14 protein-coding genes are annotated in these 12,495 nt (G+C 66.3%); 1 reads left to right on the top strand and 13 read right to left on the bottom strand.

What is annotated here, in order from left to right:
- Positions 1–291: 291 nt before the first annotated feature.
- Positions 292–1,572 (bottom strand): UDP-N-acetylglucosamine 1-carboxyvinyltransferase, encoded by a 1,281-nt coding sequence (murA, locus tag ACPCXD_RS17940; protein ID WP_088899309.1) that lies wholly within the window; start codon positions 1,570–1,572, stop codon positions 292–294.
- A gap of 58 nt (positions 1,573–1,630) precedes the next feature.
- On the opposite strand from murA, the gene ACPCXD_RS17935 reads away from it, so the two are divergent.
- Positions 1,631–2,203: a cob(I)yrinic acid a,c-diamide adenosyltransferase gene (locus ACPCXD_RS17935; RefSeq protein ID WP_026061187.1), complete on the top strand. Its 573-nt coding sequence runs from the start codon at positions 1,631–1,633 to the stop codon at positions 2,201–2,203.
- A gap of 10 nt (positions 2,204–2,213) precedes the next feature.
- Here ACPCXD_RS17935 and ACPCXD_RS17930 read toward each other — a convergent pair whose 3' ends face one another.
- From ACPCXD_RS17930 to ACPCXD_RS17875, 12 genes are all read right to left on the bottom strand, one after another.
- On the bottom strand, positions 2,214–2,612 hold the full coding sequence (locus tag ACPCXD_RS17930; protein WP_370670867.1) for a DUF2550 domain-containing protein: 399 nt from the start codon (positions 2,610–2,612) through the stop codon (positions 2,214–2,216).
- Between the two features lie 75 nt (positions 2,613–2,687).
- Positions 2,688–3,056 (bottom strand): F0F1 ATP synthase subunit epsilon, encoded by a 369-nt coding sequence (locus ACPCXD_RS17925; RefSeq protein ID WP_006552597.1) that lies wholly within the window; start codon positions 3,054–3,056, stop codon positions 2,688–2,690.
- Positions 3,057–3,062: 6 nt separating this feature from the next.
- Positions 3,063–4,511 carry a F0F1 ATP synthase subunit beta gene (atpD, locus tag ACPCXD_RS17920; protein WP_016692470.1) on the bottom strand — a complete coding sequence of 483 codons (1,449 nt, stop codon included), beginning with the start codon at positions 4,509–4,511 and terminating at the stop codon, positions 3,063–3,065.
- A 6-nt stretch (positions 4,512–4,517) separates the two neighbouring features.
- Complete coding sequence (locus ACPCXD_RS17915; protein WP_006552595.1) at positions 4,518–5,501, bottom strand: F0F1 ATP synthase subunit gamma; 984 nt, start codon at positions 5,499–5,501, stop codon at positions 4,518–4,520.
- A 48-nt stretch (positions 5,502–5,549) separates the two neighbouring features.
- Positions 5,550–7,193 carry a F0F1 ATP synthase subunit alpha gene (gene atpA / locus ACPCXD_RS17910; protein WP_016692469.1) on the bottom strand — a complete coding sequence of 548 codons (1,644 nt, stop codon included), beginning with the start codon at positions 7,191–7,193 and terminating at the stop codon, positions 5,550–5,552.
- A gap of 60 nt (positions 7,194–7,253) precedes the next feature.
- Positions 7,254–8,069, bottom strand: a complete 816-nt coding sequence (locus ACPCXD_RS17905; RefSeq protein ID WP_088899335.1) for a F0F1 ATP synthase subunit delta — start codon at positions 8,067–8,069, stop codon at positions 7,254–7,256.
- A gap of 5 nt (positions 8,070–8,074) precedes the next feature.
- A complete protein-coding gene (locus ACPCXD_RS17900) occupies positions 8,075–8,635 on the bottom strand; it encodes a F0F1 ATP synthase subunit B (protein WP_016693805.1) in 561 nt (186 codons plus the stop codon).
- 13 nt (positions 8,636–8,648) lie between these two features.
- On the bottom strand, positions 8,649–8,897 hold the full coding sequence (locus tag ACPCXD_RS17895) for an ATP synthase F0 subunit C (RefSeq protein WP_006552591.1): 249 nt from the start codon (positions 8,895–8,897) through the stop codon (positions 8,649–8,651).
- Positions 8,898–8,987: 90 nt separating this feature from the next.
- Positions 8,988–9,767, bottom strand: a complete 780-nt coding sequence (gene atpB / locus ACPCXD_RS17890) for a F0F1 ATP synthase subunit A (RefSeq protein WP_170318521.1) — start codon at positions 9,765–9,767, stop codon at positions 8,988–8,990.
- Positions 9,768–10,094: 327 nt separating this feature from the next.
- Positions 10,095–10,574 (bottom strand): Cg1360 family ATP-synthase-associated protein, encoded by a 480-nt coding sequence (locus tag ACPCXD_RS17885; RefSeq protein ID WP_020371189.1) that lies wholly within the window; start codon positions 10,572–10,574, stop codon positions 10,095–10,097.
- Positions 10,575–10,585: 11 nt separating this feature from the next.
- Entirely contained in the window at positions 10,586–11,791 is a 1,206-nt protein-coding gene (locus ACPCXD_RS17880; RefSeq protein ID WP_016693802.1) for an MraY family glycosyltransferase, read from the bottom strand.
- A gap of 19 nt (positions 11,792–11,810) precedes the next feature.
- Positions 11,811–12,473 carry an L-threonylcarbamoyladenylate synthase gene (locus ACPCXD_RS17875; RefSeq protein WP_016693801.1) on the bottom strand — a complete coding sequence of 221 codons (663 nt, stop codon included), beginning with the start codon at positions 12,471–12,473 and terminating at the stop codon, positions 11,811–11,813.
- Positions 12,474–12,495 lie beyond the last annotated feature (22 nt).

The following is a 12,495-nucleotide window of genomic DNA, read 5'->3' as shown; positions in this document are numbered from 1 at the left end:
AGGAGGTGTCTTCGACCTCCGGGGCCACCGACCTTACCAGAATAATCGGGGGCTCGTAACCAAGTTCAGGCGCCTTCGTCCAACCTCGTTGTCCCGTTCCTCTCGGCCCGGGTCGGTGTCCGTGTCGCTCTGACCTGGAATAAGTTACGCGAGGATCAACTGCCTGCCAAATCGCCTGGTCGGAGGGGGTAAGCCTCGAGGAAAGCCCAGGTGGATGTCCGTGAAAGGCGCCGACCGGACCGAAATCGCCTCCGGTGACGCCGGACACAGGCCACGATCAAGGGTTTCTCCCTAGTGCGACAGGAGCCGGCCTTCTTCGACACCCACCCGCTCGATGGTTCCGCCGAGCTCCTGGAGGATCTCGACGAACCGCGGATAACCACGATCGATGTGGTAGACGTCGTGCACTTCCGTGACCCCGTCCGCACACAGGCCGGCGAGCACCAGACCTGCGCCCGCACGGATGTCCGATGCCCACACGGGAGCACTCGACAACTGCTCCACTCCCCGCACGACCGCGTGATGACCGTCGGTGCGGGCGTCCGCTCCGAGACGCACCATCTCCTCGACGAACCGGAACCGCGCTTCGAAGACGTTCTCGGTGATCATCGACGTCCCGTCGGCGATCGCCGCGAGACCGATGGCCATGGGCTGCAGGTCGGTCGGGAATCCCGGATACGGCAGCGTCGCGAAGTTGACGGCACGGGGCCGCTCCTTCTGCACGACATGGAATCCGTCGGCCAACGGCGTGACTTCGGCGCCGGCACTTCGCAATTTGTCCAGCACCAACGCGAGGTGCTTCGGATTGACGCCACGGACGGTGAGGTCGCCCCGCGTCATCGCTGCTGCGATCCCCCATGTGGCCGCGACGATCCGGTCGCCGATGCACCGGTGTTCGGTGGGACGGAGGGACGAGACTCCCGAGACCCGCAGCGTCGTACTGCCCGCTCCGGTGATCCGCGCCCCCATGCGGACGAGCATGTTGCACAGGTCGACGATCTCGGGTTCGCGGGCCGCGTTGTCGATGGTCGTGTCCCCCTTGGCGAGGACCGCGGCCATGAGGATGTTCTCCGTCGCTCCCACCGAGGGGAACGCCAGGCGGATGGTCGCGCCGTGCAGGTCGTCCGCTTCCGCCACGACGCACCCGTGCTCGATCGACGAATGGGCGCCGAGCAGGCGCAGACCCGCCTGGTGCATGTCGAGCGGACGGGAGCCGATGGCGTCGCCGCCGGGCAGAGCCACGATCGCCTTGCGGCAGCGTGCGACCAGCGGGCCGAGTACACAGACGGACGCCCGGAACTGCCGGACGGCCGCGAAGTCGGCGCGGTACTCGGGTTCGGCAGGCGTGGTGATGCGCACGGCGTCGCCTTCGAGTACGACCTCACATCCGAGTCCGCGCAGGACATCGGCCATCAGGGGCACGTCGAGGATGTCGGGGCAGTTGGTGATCGTGGTGGTGCCCTCGGCGAGCAGCGCCGCAGCCATCAACTTGAGGACGCTGTTCTTGGCGCCCCCGACGACGACGTCGCCGGAAAGGCGGTTCCCACCTGTGACAAGAAAGCGTTCACTCACAACGACACAGCGTAACGGGCGTGTCCGTGGGGAGAGCAGAGCCGGTACCGTGACGCTCATGGCAGTCCACTTGACACGGATCTATACCCGCACCGGAGACGACGGAACGACGGGGCTCAGCGACTTCTCGCGCGTCTCGAAGAACGACCCTCGTCTGGTCGCCTACGCCGATTGCGACGAGACCAACGCGGCGATCGGTGTGGCGCTCGCACTGGGAGCGCTCCCGGAACGGCTCGTCCCGGTACTCCGGCAGATCCAGAACGATCTCTTCGATGCCGGCGCGGATCTGTCGACGCCCGTGGTCGAGAACCCGAAGTACCCGCCGCTGCGGATCACCCAGCAGTACATCGACCGGCTCGAGGGCTGGTGCGACGAGTTCAACGAGGAGCTGGAACCGCTCAACTCGTTCATTCTTCCGGGCGGCACGCCGGGGGCTGCTCTGTTGCACACCGCCAGGACGGTGGCACGACGTGCGGAACGGTCGGCGTGGGCGGCGGTGGACGCGGCTCCGGACGACACGAACGTCCTGCCGGCGAAGTACCTGAACCGGCTCTCGGATCTGCTGTTCATCCTGTGCCGGATCGCGAACCCGGACGGCGACGTGCTGTGGAAGCCGGGAGCGGGCGCGTGAGGAAGTCCCTCTAGAGGGGGCGGCGGCGCTGCGACCGGCCGTCGGGCCTGGATTCGACCCAGGACATGAAGGCCATCAAAGCGCCGCTGTCGAGCGCGATCTCGTAGGAGTCGTCGCGGTCGATCACATCGAGGATCACGATGTCCTCGGTCATGATGTCGAATTCACTGCCTTCCGGCTTGCGTCGCGAACGCACATCGATGCCCTGACGGGTCAGTCGTACGTCGGGTCCGGGCCGAAGGCTCGAAAGCTTGTAGAACGCGAGTGTCTCGTCGCCGTACCGAACGATTCCATGCCTCCAGCCGGAACCCTCGTTCTGAGGCATCACTCGCAGAATGGCGGCGGTACCCCCGCCGCGCAGGGTGAAGAGGCGGTACAACAAAGCCGCGACGGAGACCGCGAGCAGCACCACAAGGATATTGAGAATCAGAAATCCAGGTGACACTGCTCGTCGGCTCCGTCGCGGCTTCTCGTTGTTCGACGATCAGGCTCGTTCGACAGCCCGCAGGCGGCCGCGGGCCGCTGCGATCTCCGACTCGTCACGATCTGCATCGTTCAGAGTCGACTTGGCTGCCTCGACGTCGATGTCCTCCACGCGGTCGGCGGCTTCGGCGAGCACCGTCACCGTCGTCGCGGTCACCGAGAGGAATCCGCCATGGACGGCCATGACGATCCGCTCACCGTCCGCCGTCCTGACGGACACGACGCCACCCTCGACGAGCTGGCCGAGCACGGGCTCGTGACCGGGCATGATGCCGATCTCGCCCTCGGTGGTCTGGGCGGTGACGAGAGTCGCCGATCCGGACCACACACGCTCCTCGACGGCAACGATGTCCACGCTCATCTCAGCCACGGTGGCCTACTTTCCGGCGATCTTCTTGGCTGCAGCCTCGACGTCGTCGAGTCCACCGCAGCTGTTGAACGCCTGCTCGGGCAGGTGGTCGAACTCGCCCTTGCACACGCGGTCGAAGGCCTCGATGGTGTCGGCGAGCGGCACGACCGAACCCGGCTGACCCGTGAACTTCTCGGCGACGATGAAGTTCTGGCCGAGGAACTTCTGGAGACGACGGGCACGGGCGACCGTGACCTTGTCCTCTTCGGAGAGCTCGTCCATACCGAGGATGGCGATGATGTCCTGCAGTTCCTTGTACTTCTGCAGGATGCGCTTGACCTCGTTGGCCACCCGGAAGTGATCGGCACCGACGATGCCCGGCTCGAGGATTCGCGAGGTCGACGTCAGCGGGTCCACAGCGGGGTAGATACCCATCTGCGAGATGGGACGCGAGAGCTCGGTGGTCGCATCGAGGTGAGCGAACGTCGTGGCCGGCGCGGGGTCGGTGTAGTCGTCGGCGGGCACGTAGATCGCCTGCAGCGAGGTGATCGAACGGCCACGCGTCGAGGTGATGCGCTCCTGGAGCTCACCCATCTCGTCCGCGAGCGTGGGCTGGTAACCCACGGCCGACGGCATACGACCGAGGAGGGTCGAAACCTCCGAGCCGGCCTGCGTGAAGCGGAAGATGTTGTCGATGAACAGGAGCACGTCCTGTCCCTGGACGTCGCGGAAGTACTCCGCCATCGTCAGGGCCGACAGGGCGACGCGCATACGCGTTCCCGGCGGCTCGTCCATCTGACCGAAGACAAGGGCGGTGTCCTGGAGGACGCCCATCTCTTCCATCTCGAGGTGGAGGTCGGTGCCCTCACGGGTGCGCTCACCGACGCCGGCGAACACCGACGTACCGGAGAACTCACGCGCGATACGGGTGATCATCTCCTGGATCAGAACGGTCTTGCCGACACCGGCACCACCGAACAGACCGATCTTGCCGCCCTTCACGTACGGGGTCAGCAGGTCGATGACCTTGATGCCGGTCTCGAGGATCTCGGTCTTGCCCTCGAGCTGGTCGAAGGCCGGGGGCTTGCGGTGGATGCCCCACTGCTCGCCGTCGCGGCCGGTGCCCGGCGCGTCGAGGCAGTCGCCCAGCGCGTTGAACACGTGGCCCTTGACGACGTCGCCGACGGGAACCGAGATCGGCTTGCCGGTGTCGCTGACGGGGGCGCCACGCACCAGGCCGTCGGTGGGCTGCATCGAGATCGTGCGGACCAGGTTGTCACCCAGGTGCTGCGCGACCTCGAGGGTCAGGGTCTTCGCCACGGACGGCAGAGTGACCTCTGCGTGCAGGGCGTTGAACAGCTCGGGCACGGCGCCACGCGGGAATTCCACGTCGACGACGGCGCCGATGACGCGGACGACGCGCCCGGCAAGGGCCGACGCCGCACCGGCGTTGTTGTCGGTTACTGCTGCGGTCATTGTGGTTCAGTCACTTCCTGCACTCGAGGCGAGCGCACCGGCACCGCCGACGATCTCGCTGATTTCCTGGGTGATCTGGGCCTGGCGGGCCTGGTTCGCCTGACGGCTGAGGGTGTTCACCAGTTCCGTGGCGTTGTCCGTCGCGGCCTTCATGGCGGTACGACGGGCTGCCGACTCGGAGGCCGCCGCGTCCAGCAGCGACGCGTAGATGCGCGTGCTGATGTACTTCGGCAGGAGAGCCTCGAGCAGAACTCCGGCCTCCGGCTCGAAGTTGTACACGGCCTGCGGTCCCTCGTTGTCCGTGGCGCGGCGTCCGTCGGTGAGCATGTCCTCGCCGAGGTCGATCTCGTCCTCGGTGATGCTCACCTCGAGCGGAGCCATCCTGCGAACCTGGGGGGTCTGGGTCAGCATCGACACGAAGCGGGTGTAGACGATGTGCAGTTCGTCGACGCCCTCGATGGTGCCCTCGCCGTTCGGGGCGGGCACCTCGGTGCCCGAACCCGCCATGAACAGTTCGACCAGGTGACGGCTCGCCTTCGCGGCGTCCGTGTAACGGGGGTCCTGCGAGAAGCCCGTCCAGGCAGCGGCCACTTCACGCTCACGGAACGTGTAGTAGCCGAGGCCCTTGCCGCCCATCACGTACAGCACAGGCTCCTTGCCCTCGCTGAGGAGCAGCTGACGCAGCTCCTCGGCTTCCTTGAGGACGTTGGAGTTGTAACCGCCGGCCATACCGCGGTCGCTGGTCACGACCAGCACTGCGGCACGCTTGGGGTTCTCGCGCTCGTTGAGCAGGGGGTGATCCAACGAGGCCGACGCACTCGCCAGCTCGGAGAGCACCTTGGTGATCTCCTCGGCGTACGGCTTGGACGCTGCCACTCGGGCCTGGGCCTTCGTGATACGCGACGTCGCGATCAGTTCCTGCGCCTTGGTGATCTTCTTGGTCGAGTTGACCGACTTGATCCGCGAGCGCAGTTCGCGCAAGTTCGCCATTCGTCGATCACACTCCCTTCACTGGACGCTGGGTCATGGACTCCCCGCTCACTTGCGAACGGTGGTGCGCTTGACGGAGACCTGCTCCTGCTGGACCTCGTCGGCACCGAGGGCCTCGGCCTCTGCCTCGTTCACGACACGGCTGCCGTCGGAGGCGATGAAGCCCTCCTTGAACTTGGCGGTCGCGGCGGTGAGAGCCTCGATCGACTCGTCGGACAGGGCCTTGCCACCGGCGATCTGCTCGTAGACGCCTGCGGCGTTGCGGTGCAGATCCTCGAGGAGCTCGGTCTCGAAGCGACGCACGTCCTCGACCGGAACCGAGTCGAAGACACCTTCGCCGGCGAGGTAGATCGACACGATCTGGTCCTCGACCGCGATGGGCGCGTACTGGTCCTGCTTGAGGAGCTCGACGAGACGCTGACCGCGCTCGAGCTGAGCCTTCGAAGCGGCGTCGAGGTCGGAGGCGAAGGCGGCGAAGCCTTCGAGCTCACGGAACTGCGCGAGCTCGAGGCGCAGCGAACCGGAGACCTTCTTCATGCCCTTGGTCTGGGCGGCGCCACCGACTCGGGAAACCGAGATACCGACGTTGATGGCGGGGCGGACACCCTTGTTGAACAGGTCGGACTCGAGGAAGACCTGGCCGTCGGTGATGGAGATGACATTGGTCGGGATGTAGGCCGACACGTCGTTCGCCTTGGTCTCGATGATCGGCAGGGCCGTCAGCGAGCCGCCACCGAGCTCGTCGGAGAGCTTGGCGGAGCGCTCCAGCAGACGCGAGTGCAGGTAGAACACGTCGCCGGGGTATGCCTCGCGGCCCGGCGGACGACGCAGCAGCAGCGAGATGGCGCGGTAGGCCTCGGCCTGCTTGGTCAGGTCGTCGAACACGATGAGGACGTGCTTGCCCTGGTACATCCAGTGCTGGCCGAGGGCCGAACCGGTGTAGGGGGCGAGCCACTTGAAGCCGGCGGAGTCGGAGGCCGGAGCCGCGACGATGGTGGTGTACTCCATCGCGCCGTTCTCCTCGAGTGCCTGCTTGACACCCGCGATGGTCGAGCCCTTCTGGCCGATCGCGACGTAGATGCAGCGGACCTGCTGCTTCGGGTCGCCGGTCTCCCAGTTCGCCTTCTGGTTCAGGATCGCGTCGATGCAGACCGCGGTCTTGCCCGTCTTGCGGTCGCCGATCACGAGCTGACGCTGGCCGCGGCCGATCGGGGTCATCGCGTCGATGGCCTTGATGCCGGTCTGCAGCGGTTCCTCGACCGGCTGGCGCTCCAGCACGGTCGCGGCCTGCAGCTCGAGGGCGCGGGTCTCATCGGCTTCGATGTCGCCGAGACCGTCGATCGGCTGACCGAGCGGGTTCACGACGCGACCGAGGAAGTTGTCGCTCACCGGCACCGACAGAACGTCGCCGGTCCGCTTGACTTCCTGGCCTTCTTCGATGGTCTGGAAGTCGCCCAGGATAACGGCACCGATCTCGGTGGCCTCGAGGTTGAGGGCCACGCCGAGGACGCCACCGGGGAACTCCAGCAGCTCGTTCGCCATCGCCGACGGCAGACCGCTGATGTGCGCGATGCCGTCACTGGTGTCGACGACCACGCCGACCTCCTCGCGGGAGGCCTCCGGGGAGTAGCTCGCGGTGTAATTGTCAATCGCGCTACGGATCTCGTCGGAGGAGATCGTCAGCTCCGCCATGTTCTTCCTGCTCTCGGTATCTGGTCTTCGAAAAGATCTATGTGTGTGTTCGGTAGTGGACTACGTGAGGCTCTTGCGCACTGCAGCGAGTCGACCCGCGGCACTACCGTCGATGACCTCGTCGCCCACCCGGACGACCAATCCACTGAGAAGCTCGGGATCGACCTCGACGTGCACCGTCACAGGCTTCCCGTAGATGCGGGTCAGGGTCGCGGTGAGCCGCTCCTCCTGCTTCGCATCGAGCGGTGCCGCACTGCGGACGTGCGCGACGGCACGGTCCCGCTGGGCCGCGGCGAGCGCCGACAACTCGTCGAACGTCTCGGCCGGCGACTTGCTCAGCCGACCGACCGCGTGGACCGCCAGCGCCTCGGTGACCGCGGTCACCTTGCCGTAGAGCAGGCGCGTCAGCAGATCGCGCTTGGCCGAAGCCGGGGTGCTGCGATCCGAGAGCGTCTGCTCGAGCTCGGGGTCGCCGGCCACGATGCGACCGAGGCGGAACAGTTCGTCCTCGACGGTGTCGAGCTGGTCCTGGTCCGCTGCGGCCTTCAGCAGTGCCTCACGGCCGAGCTGGACGAGCGAGCCGGTCAGGTCGGACTGTGCCGACCAGTCCTGCCCCGCTGCGGCCTTGACGGTCGCGAGGGTCTGGGCCGAAACCTTGCCGCCGAAGACCTGCTCGGCCAGCCGCTCGCGAACGGCAGCCGGGGCCGAGGCGTCGGCCAGCGCGGTCCGGAGAGCCCGCTGGCTGTCGAGCGCCTCGACCACCGAGAAGAGTTCGGAACCGGCCTGAGCCGCAGCGGCAGTCGCGGCACCCGAGCCCAGGGCGGACTGCAACGCGGAACGCGTATGAGCGAGTGCCTCACGGCTTGCTGCGTACATGGTGCTCACTTTCCGGATGCAGAGTCAGCGCTGAGGGAGTCGAGTTCGTCGAGGAACCGATCGATCGAGCCGGCACGCTTCACGTCGTCCGCGAGCGCTTCGCCGAGGATCTTCTCGGCGAGATCCACGGAGCTGCGTCCGAGATCGCTACGCAGCTCGGCCACGATCTGCTGGCGCTGGGCCTGCAGCTGGTTGTGACCGGCGGCGACGATACGGTCGCTCTCCTCCTGGGCCTGCGCCTTCATGTCGGCGATGATCTGCTGGCCCTGTGCACGGGCCTCTTCACGGATCTGCGCCGCCTCGGTGCGGGCCTCGGCGAGCTGGCTACGGTACTGCTCGAGCGCGGCCGCAGCCTCCGCCTGAGCTTCCTCTGCCTTCTTGATGCCGCCTTCGATCAGCTCCGAACGCTCGTCGAGCACCTTCTGGAACATCGGAAGCACGAACTTCCAGAAGACGAATCCGACGAGGATCAGGGCGACCAGCGACCAGACGATGTCGTACGTCGCGGGGAGGAGAGGATTCTGGTCCTCCGCCTCTGCCGCGAGAATCAGGATGCTGTCAGCCATTGTGATCGTCGGATCAGAAGATGAAGCCGGCGACGATGCCGATCAGCGCGAGGGCCTCGGTGAATGCGATACCGAGGAACATCGTGGTGCGCAGCTGGCCGGCCATCTCGGGCTGACGAGCCATGCCCTCGATCGCCTTGCCGACGACGATGCCGATGCCGATGCCGGGGCCGATGGCGGCGAGGCCGTAGCCGATGGCGCCTGCACCCGAGATCGTGGTCTCCTGGGCGAGGACGTCTGCTGCCTGAAGCGCAACGCTCATTGGTGTTCCATTCCCTTTCTTGTGGCTCGGCCCCGGGAGTCGGCAACCGAGTCAGTCTGTGTGTAGATGTAGGTCGTGCCGTCCGTCGAGCTAGTGCTCTTCGGCGTGCAGGGCCAGATCGATGTACACCGCGGTGAGCAGCGCGAAGATGTAGGCCTGCAGGACGATCACCAGGAGCTCGAAGAAGGTGAACGCGATTCCGCCGATGAGAGAACCGATACCGAACACCTTCATGAAGCCGTCGGAATCGAAGAAGAAGAACTGGGTGGCGCTGAAGAACAGCACGAGCATGATGTGACCGGCCAGCATGTTGGCCATGAGACGAATGGTCAGCGTGAACGGCCGCAGAATGAAGGTCGAGACGAACTCGATCGGGATCACCAGGACGTGGAGAGCCGGCGGCAGGTTCGGAATGACGATGCTGCTCTTGACGTAACGGAAGAATCCGTACTTCTTGATGCCCACGTAGTTGAAGACGATGTAGGCCAGTGCCGCGAGCACGATCGGCATACCGATTCGTGCGTTGGACGAGATGTTGAGGAACGGGATGACCGAGGTCAGGTTCAGACCGACCACCAGGAAGAAGATGGTGACGATCACCGGGAGAAACCGGCGTCCCTGTTCCTTACCGAGGATGTCCTCGGCGATGTGGATCCGGACGAAGTCGAGCATGATCTCGGCGACGTTCTGCACGCCCCGCGGCACGATCTTCGGACTCCGCAGTGCGAAGAAGAAGAACAGCGCAACGATCAGGGCGACGGCGACGCGGATGAGCATCAGCCGGTCCATCTCGAAGGGGGTGCCTTCGAACAGGACTGCCGGTGGGAAAAAATCAGCTAGTGACGGCGCGTGGAATTCTCCGGCTGCCAAGGTGGTGACGCTCAGCGCTCTCTCCCGTAGTCGGCCGCAGGCATGCCGTCTGCGGTTCGATCGGACATTGACGATCCTGAAGTCGACCAGGTCGGCTCGCGTATTCGCCAGTGGTCCGAACCGAGTGAACGGTCCCGCTTCCTGCCGGTGTCGGCGACTCTCGTCGACTCGGCGGCCATTTGAACACGACCGCCTACGAAGTCACAACTGCGCACCCTCTTCAAACCCGATGCGTGCAGCGTCACTCTCGTAGAACTCACCCTACCAACTGCTCTACGACAGTGCGTAGGTGGGTTCCTACGTGGGGGTTATGGACAAGCGGCACTACTACCGATCGTCGTTGTCGGATCCGGACGACGCCTGGGGATCCACGTACAGCGCGCGCTGCGAGAGCACGCCGTAGGTCTCGGCCCCCAGAACGATGACCAGGGCGAACACGATCGTGAGGACGAGTGCGTTGCGGTTGTAGAAGTCGAGCGAGTCGAGCGAACCCATCACGACGATGGCGAGGATCAGTTTCAGCAGCCACGTGCCGAGAAGTACTGCTCCGGCGGTCATCGCCGGCAACTTCGACGTCAGGAGAACGCCGAGTGCGGTGAAGAGGATGAAACCTCCGCCGACGGCCGCTCCGATGAGCGCACCCCACAGGCCGGGCATCCCGGCGACGAGCACCGAGACCACCGACGCCACGACGGCGAGCGCGAGAAGACCGAGGGCGCCGTACCGCACGGCCGCGCGCATCGGTGCGATCGGGTCGGGCAGCGAGGGCAGACCGTGGTCGGGTTCGGGATGATCCGGGTTCGTCACGATATCCGAGCCTAACCGACCTCTCGGGAGTGCTCCGGTGGCGTCTCCCCCGACTCGTCGTGCCGCCGTAGCGACGGCACGGCGGTCACGACGAGGGCGAACACGAGACCGCCCGCGAGGATCAACACCACCGCCCGCCGATCGAGCAGCGAGGAACCGACGGCTCCGAAGGCCAGGATGCCGACCCACAGGTAGAGCAGCAGCACCACGCGACGGTGCGAGTGCCCGATCTGCAGCAGGCGGTGGTGGAGGTGCATCTTGTCGGGGCTGAACGGGCTGACGCCGGCCCGGGTGCGCCGCACGATCGCGAGGAGCAGGTCGAGGATCGGGATGAACATCACGGCACCGACCAGGATCAGCGGCGAGAGCAGACCGAGCAGGTCGCGCGAACCGTAGGCGCTGAGCGGGATGAGGCCCGAGGCGCTCGTGGAGATCGCGGCGAGCATGAGACCGATGAGCATGGACCCGGAGTCGCCCATGAAGATCCTGGCGGGCTGGAAGTTGTGCGGCAGGAAGCCGAGGCAGGCGCCGGCGAGGGCCGCGGCCATGAGGGCCGGCGGGTAGGCGGAGACGTCGCCGCCCTGATCGAGCAGCAGACCCACGGAGAACGCGCAGATCGCGAGTGCGGCGATGAGACCCAGTCCGGCCGCGAGACCGTCGAGCCCGTCGACGAAGTTCATCGCGTTGATCGTCACCGCGGCGACGGCGACGGTGATGAGACCGCCCTGGAGCTGGTCGAGCACGAGTGTCGAGGCACTGAACGGGTCGTAGATGACGATCCAGCTCACGCCCATGATCACGAGCACGCCGGCCGCGGTGACCTGGCCGACGAACTTGGTGAGTGCGTCGAGTCCCCACCGGTCGTCGACGATGCCGACGACGACGATGATCGAGGCCGCGACGAGCGCCGCCCCCATATCCGGGGTGAATTCGAAACCCCTTGTCAGAGCAGGTAATTGCTGAGCGAACACGATTCCCGCGACGAGGCCGATGTACATGCCGACCCCACCCATCCGCGGAGTCGGGGTCACGTGCACGTCGCGGTCGCGGGGCACGGCGACCGCTCCGAACTTCAGCGCGAGGATCCGCACCACACCGGTCGCGAGGAAGGTCACCACCGCGGCGGTGAGCAGGACGAGGAGAAGCTCCCGGATGGGAACGCCGGCGCCGCGCCCGGCCTGGGCGAGCAGTACGGCGGTGGTGTCGGCTGCAGTCACGTGCTCCGTTCCTCCGCCGCTACTCCCCGCCGGACCGAAGGCGCTCGGGATCGTCGCCGAGCACCTCCGCGAGTGCTTCGGCCGTCACCGCACCTTCGCGCAGGATGCGCGGGCGGTCGCCGGTGAGGTCGACGATCGTCGATGCCACCCCGTGCTCGGCGGGGCCACCGTCGAGATAGACACTCGCCGACGCTCCGAGTTGCTCACGCGCCTCGGTGACGTCGGTGGCAGGAGGCCGGCCGGAGACGTTGGCGCTGGAGACCGCGAGCGGACCGACCTCGCGCAGCAGCTCCAGGATGACGGGGTGCAGCGGCATGCGGAGCATGACAGTGCCGCGGGTGTCGCCGAGATCCCAGGCCAGCGACGGCGCCTGGTGCACCACGAGGCTGAGCCCGCCCGGCCAGAACGCGCGGATCAACTCCCGCGCCTCGGGACGCACCGAGGCGACGAGGCCGTCGATGGTCGTCCAGGAGCCGACGAGGACCGGAACCGGCATGTCACGGCCGCGTCCCTTCGCGCGTAGCAGCGCGGTCACGGCGTCGGAGTCGAACGCATCGGCCGCGATGCCGTACACCGTGTCGGTGGGTACGACGACGAGTCGTCCGGCTTTGAGTGCGCCGCGCGCCGCGTTGAGTCCGGCGGCGCGCGAAGCTTCGTTGTTGCAGTCGTACACGGTGCTCACGCGCTCATCCTTCCACTTCGGC

Source organism: Rhodococcus sp. AB351, from assembly GCF_049538275.1.
Taxonomy (GTDB): domain Bacteria; phylum Actinomycetota; class Actinomycetes; order Mycobacteriales; family Mycobacteriaceae; genus Rhodococcus.
This window is presented reverse-complemented; position numbering and strand designations above follow the sequence as displayed.